19 protein-coding genes are annotated in these 18,995 nt (G+C 32.3%); all 19 read left to right on the forward strand.

Annotated elements, in window-relative coordinates; translation table 11 throughout:
- Positions 1-145: 145 nt before the first annotated feature.
- Positions 146-394, forward strand: coding sequence for an AbrB/MazE/SpoVT family DNA-binding domain-containing protein (locus LKE05_RS13575; RefSeq protein ID WP_022231178.1), 249 nt, complete (start codon positions 146-148; stop codon positions 392-394).
- Positions 385-1,062 carry a transposase gene (locus LKE05_RS13580; protein ID WP_022231177.1) on the forward strand — a complete coding sequence of 226 codons (678 nt, stop codon included), beginning with the start codon at positions 385-387 and terminating at the stop codon, positions 1,060-1,062. Before LKE05_RS13575 ends, LKE05_RS13580 begins: the two co-directional genes overlap by 10 nt.
- Complete coding sequence (locus tag LKE05_RS13585) at positions 1,059-1,445, forward strand: hypothetical protein (RefSeq protein ID WP_022231176.1); 387 nt, start codon at positions 1,059-1,061, stop codon at positions 1,443-1,445. The genes LKE05_RS13580 and LKE05_RS13585 overlap by 4 nt, the downstream gene beginning before the upstream one ends.
- A 24-nt stretch (positions 1,446-1,469) precedes the next feature.
- Positions 1,470-8,513 (forward strand): helicase-like domain-containing protein, encoded by a 7,044-nt coding sequence (locus LKE05_RS13590; protein WP_308457191.1) that lies wholly within the window; start codon positions 1,470-1,472, stop codon positions 8,511-8,513.
- A gap of 164 nt (positions 8,514-8,677) precedes the next feature.
- Positions 8,678-9,655: a DUF3991 domain-containing protein gene (locus tag LKE05_RS13595; RefSeq protein WP_308457192.1), complete on the forward strand. Its 978-nt coding sequence runs from the start codon at positions 8,678-8,680 to the stop codon at positions 9,653-9,655.
- Positions 9,652-9,795 carry a hypothetical protein gene (locus tag LKE05_RS13600; protein WP_308457193.1) on the forward strand — a complete coding sequence of 48 codons (144 nt, stop codon included), beginning with the start codon at positions 9,652-9,654 and terminating at the stop codon, positions 9,793-9,795. The genes LKE05_RS13595 and LKE05_RS13600 overlap by 4 nt, the downstream gene beginning before the upstream one ends.
- 360 nt (positions 9,796-10,155) lie before the next feature.
- On the forward strand, positions 10,156-10,485 hold the full coding sequence (locus LKE05_RS13605; protein ID WP_308457194.1) for a MobC family plasmid mobilization relaxosome protein: 330 nt from the start codon (positions 10,156-10,158) through the stop codon (positions 10,483-10,485).
- 21 nt (positions 10,486-10,506) lie between these two features.
- The gene (locus LKE05_RS13610) at positions 10,507-11,466 is read left to right on the forward strand and encodes a DUF3848 domain-containing protein (protein ID WP_308457195.1); all 960 of its coding nucleotides are present in this window, start codon (positions 10,507-10,509) and stop codon (positions 11,464-11,466) included.
- Positions 11,467-11,471: 5 nt separating this feature from the next.
- The gene (locus LKE05_RS13615; RefSeq protein ID WP_308457196.1) at positions 11,472-13,934 is read left to right on the forward strand and encodes a relaxase/mobilization nuclease domain-containing protein; all 2,463 of its coding nucleotides are present in this window, start codon (positions 11,472-11,474) and stop codon (positions 13,932-13,934) included.
- A gap of 12 nt (positions 13,935-13,946) precedes the next feature.
- Positions 13,947-14,114, forward strand: a complete 168-nt coding sequence (locus tag LKE05_RS13620) for a hypothetical protein (protein WP_308457197.1) — start codon at positions 13,947-13,949, stop codon at positions 14,112-14,114.
- A gap of 24 nt (positions 14,115-14,138) precedes the next feature.
- A complete protein-coding gene (locus LKE05_RS13625) occupies positions 14,139-14,477 on the forward strand; it encodes a hypothetical protein (RefSeq protein WP_308457198.1) in 339 nt (112 codons plus the stop codon).
- A 66-nt stretch (positions 14,478-14,543) separates the two neighbouring features.
- Positions 14,544-14,840 (forward strand): hypothetical protein, encoded by a 297-nt coding sequence (locus LKE05_RS13630; RefSeq protein ID WP_022231167.1) that lies wholly within the window; start codon positions 14,544-14,546, stop codon positions 14,838-14,840.
- Positions 14,841-14,855: 15 nt separating this feature from the next.
- Complete coding sequence (locus LKE05_RS13635) at positions 14,856-15,761, forward strand: hypothetical protein (protein WP_308457199.1); 906 nt, start codon at positions 14,856-14,858, stop codon at positions 15,759-15,761.
- Between the two features lie 634 nt (positions 15,762-16,395).
- Positions 16,396-16,740, forward strand: a complete 345-nt coding sequence (locus LKE05_RS13640; protein WP_022231164.1) for a hypothetical protein — start codon at positions 16,396-16,398, stop codon at positions 16,738-16,740.
- A gap of 28 nt (positions 16,741-16,768) precedes the next feature.
- Positions 16,769-17,053, forward strand: a complete 285-nt coding sequence (locus LKE05_RS13645) for a hypothetical protein (protein WP_308457200.1) — start codon at positions 16,769-16,771, stop codon at positions 17,051-17,053.
- A 62-nt stretch (positions 17,054-17,115) separates the two neighbouring features.
- On the forward strand, positions 17,116-17,502 hold the full coding sequence (locus LKE05_RS13650; RefSeq protein WP_022231162.1) for a hypothetical protein: 387 nt from the start codon (positions 17,116-17,118) through the stop codon (positions 17,500-17,502).
- Positions 17,503-17,504: 2 nt separating this feature from the next.
- Positions 17,505-18,182 (forward strand): DUF6710 family protein, encoded by a 678-nt coding sequence (locus tag LKE05_RS13655; protein WP_022231161.1) that lies wholly within the window; start codon positions 17,505-17,507, stop codon positions 18,180-18,182.
- A gap of 32 nt (positions 18,183-18,214) precedes the next feature.
- Complete coding sequence (locus tag LKE05_RS13660; protein WP_022231160.1) at positions 18,215-18,514, forward strand: hypothetical protein; 300 nt, start codon at positions 18,215-18,217, stop codon at positions 18,512-18,514.
- A 152-nt stretch (positions 18,515-18,666) separates the two neighbouring features.
- A partial coding sequence (locus tag LKE05_RS13665; protein WP_308457201.1) for a hypothetical protein occupies positions 18,667-18,995 on the forward strand: 329 nt, incomplete at its 3' end.

The raw sequence follows: 18,995 nt of genomic DNA on the forward strand, positions 1-18,995 counted from the left end.
AATAAAAGATAAATTCAACGGTTTATCAGTTGAAGAAATCAAAGAGCAAGTAGAAAATTTGCTTGAAGAAAATATATAATAAACTCCCAAAGGGAAGTTTATTGGACTAAAGAAAATTTATAATTTAATCAGGAGGTAAATAATTATGAAAGCAATAGGTGTTGTAAGAAAGGTCGATGAACTTGGACGTATTGTAATTCCGGTGGAGTTAAGAAGAAATATGGACATTGAGGTTAAAGACTCATTGGAAATATATACAGAAGATAATTGTATAATTCTAAAGAAGTATGAACCGTCATGTATATTCTGCGGTGAGGCAAAAGATATAATTCAGTTCAACGGTAAAAATGTTTGTAAGCATTGCATAGAGGAGATTGTAAGTAAATGCGAATAATAAGCATTGATATTGGAATGAATAACTTTGCAGCTATAACTAACAACATCGGAAAAGAACCTAACCTCATAAGAGGTAAGACTCTCAAAGCCGAGAATCAATGGTATAATAAAATAACACAGCCGTTAAGGCAACAGCTCAAGCAAGCATATGATATTGAACAACGGGAAAAATTGAGTTATAATATTAATAAGCTTGCCAAACAAACTATTGAGCATATATTTGAATATTTTTGGTCGGTTAGTGAATGGATTATTACTTACTGTATTGAGAATCGAATAGATACACTTCTTATCGGACAGTATAAAATGCTTGTAAGGAAAGATTATGTAACAATTCCATACGGATATTTTTATTCACTACTGGAAACAAAATGTGCATATCACAATATAAAATTTGTTCGTGTAAATGAAAGATATACTTCCGGTACATCATTCTTTGACGGTGAACCGCCAACAAAGGAATTTTACAACAAGGAACGAAGAATATATAAGCACCTTTGGAAATGTAATAACGGAGAATGTGTTAATGCAGATGTGAATGACAGCTATCAAATTATGCGAAAAGTATATCCGCAATTATTTGATAATGGTGTTGAGGGGTATTTGAAAGACCCTAAAGTAATCGATATTAAAATAGGCAGAGATAAAGGAGATGTAAAAAAATGAACGCAACGGAATTTGAAAGAGAACTGAATAAATTAACTGAGGATTTGGCTGAAAAATATATTAAATTAAGAGATTTAGAACTTGCCGGGTATAAAGATGAAAAACTAATGGATATGCTATTCTATGGACACGTTGCTCGTGTTGAAGCAAGACGGATTCAGGAAGAATTTTTCCCAATGGCAGAAAACAGCGAAGAAATTGTTATGACATTACTTAATGAAAATTTCGTTTATGAAGAAGTTGATTACAGTAATGAAGTTGATGATACATCGGTACAATATGCAAAAGTAGGATTGTTCCTATATGTAGAATATGAATTGTACAAGCAGATTGATGCTATTGAAGAATCAATAGGTGATGAAGTTGAACTTAGACTTTTTTAAGATTGTTCGGAGGTGCAGAATATAATGTCTATAATAGAAGATTACAAGGTATTAGTCAAAAATGGTACTGAAAAAATATTATCGAACGGCGGTGAATGGAATAAATGGTTGAAGTTTGCCGGAAATACATATACATATGATGTAAACAACAGTATTGCAATATATATGCAAAATCCTAAAGTAACAGCAGCTGCTGAATTGACGGAATGGAACGATTATAACCGTAGAGTTCACAAAGGTCAAAAAGGAATTATGATATATAAAGATGGCAGAATAAGATATATATTTGACATTTCACAAACATATTATACGGGCGGTAAGAAGTACGGCAGATGGTCTATTTCGGAAACGCACAAATTTATAAATTTCATAAATCAAAAATACGATATAGATAATAAAAATTTTGACGAATATCTTGCTTCTATGATAGCTTATCTTGCACACGATAAAAACAATTCAGATATACTGTTTCAAAGTGTACGGTGTATGGTATCCGAAAGAGCCGGAGTTACATATACAGACAATAATTTATCTGATATGTTTAATGCACTTATGAAATATGAACGAAAATATATATTAACTGAAACACATAATATTTCAGCGAAAATATTACATAAAATAGAGCGGGAAAATAAACAATATAAGATTTGGAGGAATGAAAATGAACAAGGAACTATTAATACAGGTAGCCAAGAGAACACAGCGGAAAGTGAAACAGGAATTGCCGACAAAAGCATTCTTGACAGAAAAACAAATAAACCGCAGACTATCAGTAGGGAGTTACGGACGCAGACTGATGGAGTGGATGAAAGAGCAACAGCAGGAGAGGTATCAACAGCTGTTACAGGAGGGCGATCTGTTTCCGATATTAGTCGAAGTTCAAGTGGAAGCGAGCCAAACGAAAGACAAGATGGTGGACGAGATGTTGAACGATCCGGAAATCAAAGCAATGGATTGGTTGGAGAGATCCAAAGTGATAACGTTACAGTCGGATTTGATAGACCAACAGATAATGAGAGAAATAGTATTAATTCCGAGATAAAATCAGATTATGAACAAATGGATTTGTTCAATAATGAGAAGGACGAAAGTGGTGCAACAGGTTTCACAGATGAAGAAATCAATGAACTTCTCAAAAAGGGTAGTGGCTTTGAAAATGGTAAAGAACGAATTTACTCATTTTTTAAAGAACACTATAATACACAAGAACGTGCTGAATTTTTAGCTAAGGAATACGGTATTGGTGGCGAATATGCAAACGGCATAAATGAATTTCATAGCGGAATAGGTATAACATACAGTAAGGGCGATACTTATCGCCCTTCTTCTGTTATTAGACTTACATGGACTGATGTTTCAAAAAGAATTGATAATTTAATTCAAAAAGACGAATATCTTGATGTAGAAGAAAAACAAGATGCTAATGCTGAAAACATTGATAAATCTAATTCTGAAAGTCAAATCAATCTATATAAAGTGGGAGATTTTTATGAAGTATATGGTGATGAAGCAGCTCAAGCATCGGAAATATTGGATATAAAATTAATTTCTAAAGTTGTTGATGGTGAAGAAATACAGATGACAGGGTTCCCTCAACACGTTTTAGACAGATATACGGAAATCCTTGCAGAGCAAGGATATGAAATAAATATTAACGAACAAGCTCCGGAAGCACAAGAAGTGACTGACAAGTTTGAAATTGTCGCAGCAAGACATACTAAAACAAATGCTGATATATGGGTTGTATCACTTAATGAGAGGATTGATAGTGACGAATTTAAAAAACTTGCTATTGACGTAAATAAAGTCGGAGGTTATTATTCAAGATTTCCCAAAACTTTGGACGGTAAATCAATTTCAGGTTTCGTATTTAAGAGCGAACCGACAGAAAAAGAGTTATCTGTTTTCAATGATTTCTTCAATAATGAAAAATCGGAAGAAGTTACAGGAGAAAAAGTCGATACTGCTGAAATAAATGATACTGAAGTTGAAATGGCAGAACCCGAAATGATTGCACCAAAACCAGAAACAAAACCTGATTTGCAAGTCGGAGATGTAATTGAATACAATGGCAAGCAATGGCGAGTAGCTCAAACAGGATTTAATATGAGCTTTGAAAATCTTGATGAGAATGATAGTGAGCAAATGTTTTCACATATCGGAGGTATGGAAAGTTTCAAGGCAAGCCGAGATTATACTTTGATAACAGAAAAAGAAATTGCAGAGAAAAATGTTGATACTGTTGAAATAAATGATATTGAAGTCGAAACGGCAGAACCCGAAATGATTACACCTGAACCGGAAACAAAACCTGATTTACAAGTCAGAGATGTAATTGCAAAAGATGTTACAAAGAATATTGAAACAGCGGAACGTTTGAATTACAGAATACAAATTGACGAAAACACAAAAACAGCGGGTAAAAAATATGCCGACAATGTTTTAGCAATCAGAACGTTAAAACGAATTGAAAAAGAAAATCGTCTTGCAACTCCTGAGGAGCAAGACATACTATCACAGTATGTTGGATGGGGTGGTCTTGCAGATTGCTTTGATGAAAGGCATTTCAAATACAAAGAGCTAAAAGCACTACTTACCGATGAAGAATATGTAGCAGCACGTTCAACAACGTTAAATGCACATTATACATCGCCGGTTATAATTAAAGAAATGTATACGGCTATTTCAAATATGGGATTTAAAGAGGGCAACATTTTAGAATCATCTTGCGGAATCGGTAATTTTATGGGACTGATTCCTGATGAAATGGGTAACAGTAAATTCTATGGCGTAGAAATTGATGATTTAACCGGACGCATAGCAAAGCAATTATATCAGAAAAATGAAATAATAATAGACGGTTTTGAAAATACAAAATTCAAAGACAATACATTTGATGTTGCAATAGGCAATGTTCCATTTGGTAATTATCGTGTAAATGATGTTGTATATAATAAATACAATTTCTTAATACACGATTATTTTTTTGCAAAGAATATTGACAAAGTTAGACCGGGCGGTATATTGGCACTGATAACTTCCAAAGGTACTCTTGATAAAGCAGATAGCAAGTGCAGAAGATATTTAGCTGAAAGAGCTGACCTTGTCGGAGCAATCAGACTGCCGGATAATGCCTTTAAAAATGCCGGAACAGATGTTACAACCGATATTATATTCTTGCAAAAAAGAGAAGAAATACGAACTGATAACTTCCCTGAATGGGTTGATATTGATGAATATGCAGAGGGCATAAACATCAATAAATACTTTATATCGCATCCTGAAATGATACTTGGGGATATGGATCTTAAGAGTTCAAGATTTGGATTTGAAACTGCGTGTAAAATGCGTGACGGTGCAGATATGCAAGAAGAATTGCATAATGCAGTAATGACATTATCCGCACACATATCAGAAAACAATATAAGCAATGACATTGAATTGCAAACAAATGATGTCAATCTGAATAATGTACGAAATCTAACATATGTAGAGCAAGATAATAAAATATATTATTATAAAAACGGCAATCTGACAATCCCTGATGATTTAAACAATACAAAAGAAGAAAGAATTAAGGGGCTTAATCAAGTCCGAAAAATAGCAAGAAAAGTTATTGATATTCAGACGTTCGGTTGTACTGAGGAAGAACTGAAAAAGGAACAATATGAGCTGAATAAACGATATGATGAATACACCAATAAATACGGATATATTCATTCGAGAGGTAATAAACAGGCATTTGCCGCTGATGTGGACTTGCCATTGCTATTGTCTTTGGAGAATGTAGACGAGGACGGAAATATAACAAAAGCTGATATGTTTTCAAAACAAACTATTCGCCCATATATCCCTATTGAAAGTGCTGATAATGCTGTTGATGGATTAAAAATATCGTTAGCTGAAAAGGGAAAAGTTGATATAAAATACATCAGTATGCTTACACATCAAAGCCAAGATGAAGTCGTACAGGAACTTGACGGATTGATATATAAAAATCCGATACGCAGTAATACAGAGGATATATATACCGGATATGAAACGGCTGATGAGTATCTATCAGGTAATGTACTTGAAAAACTTGAAACAGCCATACGTTTAAATAATAACGGGATATACGATAAAAATGTCGAAGCTTTAAATGCAGTTCAGCCGGAACCACTTACAGCCGTAGATATACCTTGGAAAATAGGATTATCGTGGATTTCTGTTGAAGATTATCAACAATTTCTATATGACACTCTTGATACAAGATATTATTTGCGTGATGATAATTATAATTCTTTTAATAGCATCAGTATTAGGTATAATAATTACACAAATACATGGACTATATACAACAAGCAAGCAGATAACAGTAACTTAAAGGTAACAACAGAATTCGGAACATCAAGAAAAAATGCTTATGAAATTATGGAAGATAGCTTAAATCTTCAAAATTGTGTTGTTCGTGACAGACACGATGATGGTGAAAGAGTCTGGTATACAGTAAATTCAGAAGAAACCGCAAAAGCTCAAGAAAAGCAAGCTGTTTTGAGAGAAAAGTTTTCAGGGTGGATTATGGAACATCCTGATATTCGTAATAAATATGTAGATTATTATAACAGAACATACAATAATACACGATTGCGGCAGTATGACGGTTCACATCTTACTTTTCCGGGAATGTCCCCAGCAATACAGCTTAGAGAACATCAGGTTAATGCAGTTGCAAGAGTTTTATACAGTGATACAAATGCTTTACTTGCTCATACAGTTGGTGCGGGAAAAACATATGAAATAGCAGCAAGTTGTATGGAGCTTAAAAGACTTGGCTTAGCTAAGAAAAGTATGATAGTTGTTCCAAATCATCTAACCGAACAATGGGGCAGTGAATTTATGCAGCTATATCCGGGAGCAAATATTCTTGTTGCAACAAAGAAAGATTTTGTAAAAGATAAACGACAGGCTTTCTTTTCTAAAATAGCAATGGGCGATTGGGATGCCGTTATTATAGGTCATTCACAATTTGAAAAAATACCTATATCAAACGAACGTCTTGCAAATGAAATTTCGTTAGAAATTGAAAAAATAACCGCTGCTATTGAGGATTTAGGCAGTGCCGACGGAAGAAGATTTTCTGTCAAGCAACTTGAAAGCAAAAAGAAAAATCTGCAAGCAAAATACGAGGAGCTTACTGCACAAGAAGTGAAAGATGATATATTCTGTTTTGAACAGCTTGGTGTCGATTATATGTTTGTGGATGAAGCACATATGTTTAAAAATTGTATGATAACTACAAAGTTATCTAACGTGGCGGGATTATCAACCACATCATCAAATAAATCAATGGATATGCTTTGGAAATGTAAATACTTATCTGAAATACAAAACGGTAGGGGTGTTGTGTTTGCAACAGGTACACCTATTTCAAACAGTATTACGGAAATGTATGTAATGCAAAGATATTTGGATAATGGACTTCTTGAACGAAACGGATTCGGATTCTTTGATAACTGGGTTGCGATGTTCGGAAACATTACAACAGGCTTGGAACTTGCACCGGAGGGTACAGGCTACAGAATGAAAAACAGATTATCAAAATTTGATAATCTGCCGGAACTGATGAAAATGTTTTCGCATTTTACTGATGTTCAAACAGGCGATATGCTAAAACTTCCCGTTCCGGAACATACAATGCATAATGTTGCATTAGAACCGGACGAATTTACGCAAGATATAATGATGACATTTGTTGAACGTGCGGCAGCTATACGAGATAGACAGGTAGAACCTGAGATCGACAATATGCTTAAAATCACAAACGAGGCAAGAAAACTTGCTCTTGATCCTAAACTTATAGATAATGATGCACCGATGAGCAGAAAAGTTGAAGCTTGTGCTGAAAATGTATATAACATCTATAAGAATACAACAGAAACAAGAGGTACTCAACTTGTTTTCTGCGATTTAGGAACACCTAAAGATGGAGTTGATATAAATGATACCACTTACGGCAGGCTGATAAATGCCCTTGTGGAAAAGGGAGTAAAGCGAGATGAAATTGCAGTGATACACACAGCAAAAACAGATGTTCAAAAAGCCGATATGTTTTCAAAAATGCGTAGCGGTCATTATCGAGTTATGATAGGTTCGACAGATAAAATGGGAGCCGGCACTAACTGTCAGAAACGACTTGCAGCACTTCATCATATGGATTGTCCTTGGCGAAGTTCGGATATAGAACAGCGTGAGGGCAGAATATTAAGGCAAGGCAATATGAATGAACACGTTGATATTTACCGCTATGTTGTGAAAAATACATTTGATGCGTACTTGTGGCAGATAGTCGAAAATAAGCAGAGATTTATTAATCAAGTAATGCGTGGAGATATAGGCTTAAGGAGCTGTGAAGATGCTGATGAAACAGTTCTTTCATTTGCAGAGATAAAGGCTTGTGCAACCGGAGATATTCGCATAAAGGAAAAGATGGAACTTGATATTAAAGTACAAAAACTAAGTGCTTTGAAAGCGGCATACACAAAGAATAAGTTACTTTATGAAGATACAATACAAAAGTATCCAATCAAAGAAAAACAAATTCTTATACATAAGCAGAAAATTGAAAGTGATATTGCTATGCGTGATAAAGCATCTTCTAACAACTTTAAGGTGAATGGGATAGAATATGATGAACGTGTTGCATCCGGAACAAAAATAATTGATGTATCACAAAAAGTTGTGGAAGGTACAGTTATAGGAGAGTATAAAGGTTTTGAAATACAGAAAGCACAGCCGTATCATCTTAATATAGTAGGACAATGCACATATAACATAGAGTGCAGTAGTGATCCGGTTGGCATGACGATGAGGATTGAAAACTGCGTTAAAGGCTTAGAAAAAGAAATTGATATTTGTAACAACAATATTGATAATCTTCAAAATAACTATAACCATGCTAAAAACAATATAAAATTACCGTTTGAACACGAAGATGAATTAAATGAGTCGTTGATACGACAAAGAGAATTGGAGCGAGAATTAGACTTGTCGGCGAATAAGTCTAATTCAGAAGATATGGAAATGTAGACGTTTTTACGTCTTTTTTTATTTCCTGAGAGGAGCAAAATGGAGATAAGTTAAAGGTAAAACGAAATTTAATTCTGTTTGTATTTATACGGATAATATTGAATTTCTTCTGTATATTTGGAATGTATAAAATGTTAAAAATAATAATTTAGGAGGCGATTGATATGGCGGACTATGTTTCAAAAGATATGATAAATAAGGCTATGCAAGTTGATTTACTTGAGTATGCAAAAAGCTTGGGTATGGAATTTGAAACAAGAGGTAGAAACAATACTTTTTATCAAAAAGGACATAGCTTAAATATAACTCGATCAAAAAATATGTATTACCGCTTTTCAACCGGAAAAGGCGGTAATGTAATCAACTTTGCGATGGAACAGAACGGCTGGACATTTCAGCAAGCGGTAAGGTCCTTGTGCGGTGAAGAAATTCAAAAATCAGTGCCGAAGCAAACATATATTCCGGCAAAGCAAATACCGGAGCATAAAGAAAAAATGATACTGCCGAAAGCAAACTCTGACGCACGCAGAGCATTTGCATATCTTGTAAAAACACGTCATATTGATAGTCAAATTGTAACACAGTTAATGCGAGAACATAAGATTTATGAAAATGACAAACATAGTTGTGTATTTGTTGGGTTTGATAAAAACGGACAGGCGGGATATGCGTCTGTCCGTTCTACATATACAATGGGGAATTCATATAGAGGCGATGTAAAAAACAGTGACAAGCGTCATTGCTTTACGTTAAACGGAAAATCCGACAGTGTATATGTTTTCGAGGCACCGATAGATGCAATGTCACACGCAACTTTAACAAAAGTAAGCGGGTGGGATTGGCAAGAAGATTGGCGAATTGCATTGGGAGGTGTAAGTGATTTGGGTTTGCAACAATTTCTTTCACTTCACCCTGAAATAAAAAACATTCATTTTGCAACAGACAATGATGAGCAAGGCAAAAAAGTGTTGGAAAATGAATATAACACCGACGGAACAATAAAAAAAGTCGGTTATATGCAAAAATACAAAGATAAGGGTTATGAAGTTTTTCGTGAAGAACCGGCACATAAAGATTTTAATGAGGATTTATGTGCATTTATGGAAGAGCAAACACCCATACAGGAGGATATGAGTTTATGAAAGTCGATTTCAATGAAATGGAAATCATAATGATAAAACAAGTTATGACTATGATTCTTGCATTTTTTCCGCCGGAAACAGAAATATATAGGCATGCAAAGCATATATGCAAAAAAATAGAGGATAGCGATAATGCGTGATTTACTACAATTATCAGATAACAAGATACTGTTGCTATTATTTATAACAGCGATGTTCATATGTGTTTGTAGCAATATCCTCTTGGTACATTCAATACTTGAGGGAGAGAAAAAAATGAAAAAGATATGCAGCATATTTGGTTCTTTTCTTCTGCTATTAGTATTTGGATTTATTATATGTATGACTAAATATCTGTTTGGTCGCTACTTTTGATTTGGACTTTCTTTTCTGATATTTTACATACCTTTTTGGTATGGCAAGATACGCCTTTGTACGGACAAAGGCAAGCACACGCTGTTTGAGTGTGAAAAAAATTGGGCGTTGCCCAAACCCATAACATATTAATTCGGAGAATTGCAATGAAGAATAGAAGATTAGAAATACGATTAACGGAAGATGAATTATATGAAATAGATAACAGATCAAAAAAATTACGAATGTCAAGGAGTAAATTTTTATTACAAGCAGCACTTCATCAGAAGATAATAGTATTGGACAGTACGTCAATAAAACAACTTACTTCAGAACTTCGCAAAATCGGTATCAATATAAATCAGATTGCGATATTGTGCAATATGGGCAAATTAGAATGTGTCCATATTGAAGATACAAAATCTGAAATTACAAAGGTTTGGGAAGAATTGAATAAATTGCGAAAGGACGTAAAGAAACTAAACAATGAAAATTAATTTGTAGAAAGGACGTTTATTATGAAGTATAAAGTAACTAATAATGTTGAAATGTTGAATGAAGAATTTAACTTGGAAGAATATAATATGACAAATGATGATTATGTAAATGATTACATTGATGCGGAAAGTGAAGAAGAAGCGATCCGTACAGCAATGGATTATTTATCTGAGCAAATTCAAAATAACGGATTTGATGTTAAAGTTAATGAAGAAGAAAAGGAAATGACAGTCTATAAAGATGACGAACCTCTTGAAAAATGGAACAATTTCCGTGCGGAAGAACAAGTACGTGATATTGATATTGAGAACGTAGATATATTTTTCGTGCAAAATGATGAATTTGTGGAAATGTATTATAATCCTGACGCAATAGCCGGCGGTCAAGTTGTTTATAATACAATCCCATATGAACTTGTTCATCAGGCTACAGAACAGGCAACAAATCAAGAAAGTGTGGTGAAAGATTTTTTTGAACATCTTGATGCCGGTTGTAAACAATACTTGATTGACAAGGGAGACTCAGAGTTTGAAAATGCTTGCAAAGAACTTATTGAACGTGCCAATGAAATTGCCGGCAAACCTGAGGGAGTAAAACAAGGTATAGATGGTCGTTGGTTTGGTACAATGGAAAAAATGCAGAAATATGCGTTTTCACAAATTCTTTGCGATAGAGCTGAAGCAGAACAACAAGCTTACATACGAGATTTGAGAGAAAAATCTCCGAATGTGATAATTGATGTATCATATCAAAAAGCCGTTCGTGATGAATTGCTTTATACTTTAAAGGAAACCGATTTAAGTGTAAATCAATTAAAAAATCTTTTGAAACACGAATATCCGCTTGAAGCTTGCTATAATGAATGGGTAAAAAACAACTTGTCAATGAAAGAAATTTTGGAAGTATCGATACATAATTGTGCTGATAATGAATTTCAAGATGTACAACAGGAAAGTGCTATTGAAGATATGGAAATGTAGTATCAATGGCAATTATAAAAATGATAAAAAATCCGCCAAAGACTAAGTCGAATTTAAAAAAGCTGATGAATTATATTACACAGCCTGCTAAAACACGACCTGATCTTGTAGGCGGATTTAATTGTGATTGGGAAAATGCATATGATGAATTTACTCATACGAAGAAGGATTTTGATAAGGAGGATGGTATACAGGCAAGACATATGGTGATGTCATTTGATGTGAATGATGATGTTACTGTTGAGTCGGCTAAACAAATAGGCGATGAACTTCTTCAGCATAAATTATTTGAAAATTTCCAAGTAGTCTATGCAGTCCATAAGGATAAAGACCATGTACATATACACTTTTGTATTAACTCGGTCAATTTGGAAAACGGCAAACGTTGGCATCAAACGTCTGCCGATTTAAAATCTTTAAAACTTAGGTCAAATGACCTATGCCGAAAATACAACTTATCGGAAATTGAACTGAATCAAGATAAAGGCTCAAGGACTGATTCTGAAATAAATAACAGATTTGAAAGCTGGAAATACGAATTGTATTTAGCAGCAGTCAATTCATCAAGACGTGCAAGTAGCATTGATGAGTTTAAATTTGTTATGAATGAATTGGGATATACGGTTGATTGGGAGGATAATAAAAAGTATATAACTTTTACTAATCCCAACGGTCAAAAATGTCGTAATAGAAAGATGTATCCAAAGTATTTGTTTACAAAGGAAAATCTACAAAAACAATTTCAAGATAATTCAACAACATATTCACCGGAAGAATTAAAAAAGATACAAAAACAATTTATTGATAGAGTTAAATCTGTTGAACAGCAGTATCCGCTATCATATATAGTTAGCAATGATGAAAAACAAACTTCTATGAAATATGAAAAATGGTACGATAAGAACCGTGAGTATTTAATCGATGATGATAAATATGATGTTTACAAAAGCTTGGGATATGCTTTAAAGTATTCAACAAGCCGAGATGAATTTGTCAGTAAGTTAAATAAAAACGGTATGAATGCCGAATTTGACGATGAAACAAATATCACTGTATTTGAAAGTAGGCAAGGCATTGAATATGGCAATTACGAAATGTATCAAGGGGAAAAATATTCACCAAACGAACTTGAAAAAGTTTTTGTGAAAAATCGAACGGAAAAAGATTTTTATTCATCATATTGGGATTGCGTAAAAAAATCTAAGTCCATGAAAGACTTCCAAGAGATGATGAGGGATAAAGGGTATGGGTATTCATATGAAAATGATAAATATATCTTCTTTTCTTGTGACAATAGTACAGTGATTAACTCTCAAAGAATTGATGACAAAGTATTACAATGCTTTGAAAATAAAATGAATATATATTTATCAAGGATAAAGTGGCAATCTCAAACTATTGATGATTTTATTGAAAAGCTGAATAAAAGTGGTTGTAGTATTAGTACGATTGCCGGAAAGACAGTATTTAAAATGGGAGGTTATTTTTTTGTAAATGATGACTTTCAAATAAATAGTATCAAAAAAGATTTGAATAGACGTAGTGACATAAAAGAATTGATGAAATCAGTCGGGCATTCAAAAATGTATGCACTTTCAAAAGCAAGCTTTATACATCAATTAGAAGAACAAGGCTATAAGGTTGAATGGAACAATGATAATATATTGTTTATCTTGCCAAACGGCAAAAGCTATTTGAATACAGAGTTGAATCCTAAAGCTGATTGGTTTAATGTGCAAACTATTGAAAAACAAATACATATAAATCTTGATAGATATATAAAAAATCTTATGCGACAAGTCCATAGTACAATGGACTTTGTAGAACTATTGAAAAGTGAACAAAGCAATATTACCGGAGTAACATCTTCCGAAACTATGACGAAACATGATATTGAAGAAATTCTTAAAGATGTTGAACTTGATTTCCGCTCTTTAAATGAATATTATGATTTGAAGAATGATAAAACTGAATTGCAAAATGCTATATGGCAGTGCAGTCGATGTTCATTATCAAAAGATGATTTTATATTAAAAATGGAGCAGTTGGGATATAAAGTTGAGTGGGAAAAAACAGTAGAATATGATACGGTGGAGAATGAAAATACAAATGTTTCGGTTGGAAGCACAACATTTTCAACTGATGAAGATTTGAAGTATGACAGTAAAATTGTATTTACAACACCATTCGGAAATAAATTTAATAATAAGGATTTTAAACGTCCTGATTTATATTCTTCTGACGCACTTTTAAAGAAATTTCAGAACAATAATGTTATGAATGACTTCGATATATTGATTAGTTTTTTGAGATTATTCAATTCAAATGACAGAGCACCTGTTTCATCAGCTATGTCACTTGTCGGTTCGGACTTGAATGGTGAAAAGTTAAAAGAATTTATGTACCACTTTGAACAGGGTACTGCAAGTATATATAATAAAAACTTAAATAATGATTTGAGTATGTAGGAGGAAATTAAAATGAGCAAAAGAATGGTGTTTATAATTACATTTCTATTTATTGGGACGGCTGTGACATTAATACTTTCTATAGTAACAGGCAAAGAGTATAATAGAAGTGCTCTTATGGATGCATGGGCTATAGGAGGATTAATGATTGTAATTGATATATTTTTATCTTTAACATGAAAATAAAGAAATGAGGAATGTAAAATGAACATATTTAATTTAGTGCCTATAATGTTGATTGCAACAGGAGTATTAGGAATAATTTTTATTGTATTAGGTTTTACATGGGGACCAAGAGATTGCTTTGAATTTGGATCATTATTAATTGTAGGAACTATAGTTGTAACAATAATATATTATCAGAATGGATTTTTTGATACTAATTTTCAAAAGCAATATTATCAGGCTATAAATACCGAAGTGACAGAGTGTCAATATTGTCATAGGAGCTTTGAGGGTATGGAATATATAGGGGATAAATGCCCGTATTGTGGCAAGGAAATAGAAGTTAAAGTTGGTGAAATCCCGAGCAAAAGTAACTAAAAAGAGACAAAAAAATGAATTTGAAAAAATATAAGAACTATAATTATATGAAAGGAAATTAAGGTTATGGATACATCCGAAACAAAAGAAATATTTTTTAATAGAGCGGAAGTTGAAAAAGCGGAACATATTAATTGTGATAATTGTTTTGATCCTGTAGTATTTATGTTAAAAGACAAGGAACATGAATTTTCAATAGGTTTGGAAACAATACTAAAATGTTTGTTTTTTGCAGTTGAAAAGGGTGATCTGCCTAAGTTGCCATCAAGCTGGTTAAAGCAAGTACATCAATACTATCGTACAACACTTGCTAATGAAGAAGATATATGTTATTATGATTATGAATATTACAATAAAAAGTAAAGGTTGGTATTCATTATGAAACATTTTAAAGTGAAAGCAAGTAGGTATGCTGAAAGATACGAAATAACAAGAGAAAATTTTGAAAGGGTAACGGGATGCAAAGAACCGTTTGAACAAATAAAGGATACAGGAAGGGCATCTCAATATGCAATTTGTCCATCTTGTTTAAATCCGATACAGATTATTGGCTTGGTTCAGGAAATAAAGAGCAAGCCATATGGTAGACATAGCGGAAAAAATATTAATGGTTTTCCGGCATGGAATGAAAGGAAATATGAGTATTGTCCGTATGCGGATAGAAATAAACGCAGACAACCTAATGAAGATGAACTTTTGCGTGAGATTACAGACAGCGTAATTGAGTTGTATAATCTATTAAGAGAACAATTTGATAGAGTTGTATATGTTATTTCAAAAGAATTAGGTATAAGATGTTCAACAATGTTTTGGCGTAAAGTATTAAATCAATTTCTTGTTAATGAAGTGTATTTCTATCCTTGGTTGACTGAATCAAATCTACCGTATATATTTGCACTAAAAGGTATGCAACATCAAAATATATTAGGACAAAAGTTTTTAATCGGTACGCAGTTATATAATGCGATTGAAGCTCATAATAATGTATCTTTTGAAGTAGATGAAAAAAATCCTGAATATGCAAGGCTAAAAAATGCGGGTACATATTTGAATTTGCAAGTGAGGTTTTATGGTCACAGGCAAAAAGCGGTAGAGGGCGAAGAATTAAGTGAAAGTATGTTTTTTTGCGTTGATGATATGGATAGTGATGAGGAAATATATCGAACAAGACTAACTTTTAACGAAACATATTTTCCGAATCTCATAAAGGATAGTAAAAATGAAAATCGTCAACTATGGTTGTTGGACATTGCTAAAGATATGATGAAAGGTATAGAAAATTGATGCTTAAGAGTGTGAATTATATCACACTCTTTTTAAATTTTAATGTAATTATGGGAGGTTATATACAATGTTTATATTAATATTACTACTTATGATAACTGTTTTTTCAATAGCAACGTATGTTGTAATGTGCATAGAGCTAAAGCGGCTCTATGATTTGATAAAGATTATGTCAGAAAAACAAATTGAATTGTTAAAAAATCTTAAGTAAATTCTCTTGACAGAAACATATAATAGATATATAATGATAATAGAAAAAGGCAAGACTTCAAACGGTTATGCCAAAGAGATTATTATTTAAAATAACGCTTCATTTGACGGTGGGCGTTATTTTTTTGTGATAATTATTAAAACAATTAATGTAATTAAGTACATTAATAGTTCATAGAAATTCACATTACCACCTCCTTTCCCGACTAAGAATGTTGGGATAGAATATATATGTAAAGAACATATATGAGGTGGCATAACCGCCCAGCTTTTACACTGTTTTTCGTCTTACCTTTAACATCGGATAATTCCGACAACAGCATTATATATCAAAAATATACATAATTCAACAATATTCGCATAAAGTCATACAAATGTAAAGAGTGTAGTTTTAACTGCACTCTTTTTTAGTACAAGGAAAGGAATGAATGAAAACATGGGTAGAGATTTTATAATTGCAGGAGTGTGTTTTTTATTATCACTAATATGGATGGGTCTTTCAACCATGTTTCCAGGAGGAATAGGTTGTGCATTAGACTTTGTTTTAGAAAAATTCAAAATAGAGCCAAATGAAGTGACAACTGTATTGGGTATAGTTTTAACAACAGCGATTGAGGTAGTATTTATATTAATTATGTTACTTCACATAATTAATATTTTGAAAACAGTCGGACCGGTTATGGAGCTGATAGGGAATATGATAATAGGCTTTATTGGTGCAGCAGAAGTTTTTGTTGTTTTCTGTACAAGTTCAGGTAAATTATTATAAATTGATTTTAGAAAGTGATGTAACTAATATGGAAAGAATAAATGAACTCATAAACGAATTAATAAATGAATTAGGAAAATTTTTAGTAAGTAATTGGTTGTATGTTATTTTGACTATTGTATTAACAGCTTTTTTAATGGTTGTATGGTATGGGTGTATGATTGTTTTTGGTGTATGGGATAGATTGGATGAATGGAATTTTTTTAATAATATCTTTTTTAGTATTATAGTGGGTATTATATATTCAGCAACGTTAATCTTTCCGATAGCAGCTTCTTTATTTATCGTTGGTCTTGTTTGTAATATAAAATAAGTTGTAATGTAAATTTTGTTGACAATAAATGAATAGTATACTAAAATAAGGAGTGAAGAATTTTGAAATGTGTAAAACGTAGATTAACAAAAAGGATAGATAAAACCTATAACGATAAATTTTATAAAACGAATAAAAAACTGATGGATATTCTAAGTGAGGGAGAACAATGGGGACATAAACCGGCAAATCAAGAATACGCAAAAGAAAAAGTGAAAGAATTTTATCGGGAATTAAAATCAACCAAAGAACGAAAAGAATACATAGACAGGGGAAGTCGTTTGTCATATGTACATTTACTTGTAAATGTCAAATACGCATTTATGAAATCAGATTTTATTTGGGTATGTCACGAATTGCAGGATATATTACATTATGAGGATATTTTTCAAAATAGGATAAAATACAACGTATTAGATTTAATTGAGGAATACATTGGAGAGAAGTAGATATGATATTTAAGCGGAAAAGAAAAGAAGAACAAAATATTATAAATTGTGCAAATCTTCAATATAGGAAAGCGGTTGATACAGCAGACTTATATATGAAATCTAAGGAATATACTATTACTGAAAAGCAAATTTTGCTTGACTATATGATAGACATTATCAAAAGAGATATTCAAAGTGAATATATTGCAGATTTATTTTATCATGATGAAGCTAAAACAATGAGAATGCCAATGTTCCCTGAGATATATTATGACAAAGACGGCAAAGAACACGAACTTAAATTTTCAGAAAATCAAGAAATTTCTTTGAAAGAGAAGTGTGTAATAACATTTCCTTGGGAACGCAAGAGAATGAGCGATAATATAATTAATATAGTGAAAAACGGATTTAAAAATTATCCTATTAATCACGATGTATATTATTATAAAGAACTAAACATATGTCAAGTGCTGAATGGCAATCATTCTATTGCTACCGGAATATATACTCAAAAAGGAACGGTTTTAGCAAAAGTGATAGATATGAAGCCTTTGTTTGAAAATATAGAAACAGACGGTGAATATTTTTATAATATCTACAATGGTGTAAGAATAAGAGAGGTGCAAGATTTTCGTGTTGCCGTTATATTTGAAATAGCAAAAATGAAAGATAAATTAGAAAATGAAATGGAGCCGTAAGGCTCTTTTTTAGTATAAGGAAAGGAACAATAATGAATATATGTTTTGAGTTAATCCCTATAATAATAACAGTATTTCTGATTTTAATGGGTAATAAAATTAAAGAATATCTTCTTAATTCGTCTATTGAAAATAAATTAGAGGAAAAAGTTAAAAATGTAGATGCACCTATGCAAGTGATATGTTCAATATTGTTGCTCACGATAATATTCGCAGATGAAGCATATATTTTAACAAGAAGTTCAAATATAAAAGAAATTATTATATCTTTGATAGTAACATTGATTAGTGTGCTAAATATATTTTGGTGGAATGAAAATTGTTATTTTTAAAAATTGATATTTATATTTAGAAGTATAATGCTTGCGACTATATATTGAGTATCTTACATGATTACTATTTTGTAAAATACAAATCACATTGACATAAAATAAGAAATATAGTAAAATGAAAGGGTGATAAGATGACGTTGGAGGAATTAGTTATGGATGCAATAATAGGAGCATTAGTAGGAGGTTTAGTTACTGTTATTGCGGCAGTAATTGGATATGTGGGTGTTGTAAAAAAAGATTATGGAAATTTAAAAGAAAGCATTTCAGATAAATTTAATAATGTTTTTATGGGACACAATAATTTATCAAATGAACATAATAACTTATCAAACGAGCATACACAAATACAAAAGCAACAGAATGAAATAAAACAAGTTGTTATATATCTGAAGGAAAATACTTTATGTGAGCAAGCTAAAAAAGAGATACTGTCACAACAGGCACTTGATATACAGAGAACTTCGGAACACATTTCAGCATT

Source organism: Hominilimicola fabiformis, assembly GCF_020687385.1.
Classification (GTDB): Bacteria; Bacillota; Clostridia; order UBA1381; family UBA1381; genus Hominilimicola; species Hominilimicola fabiformis.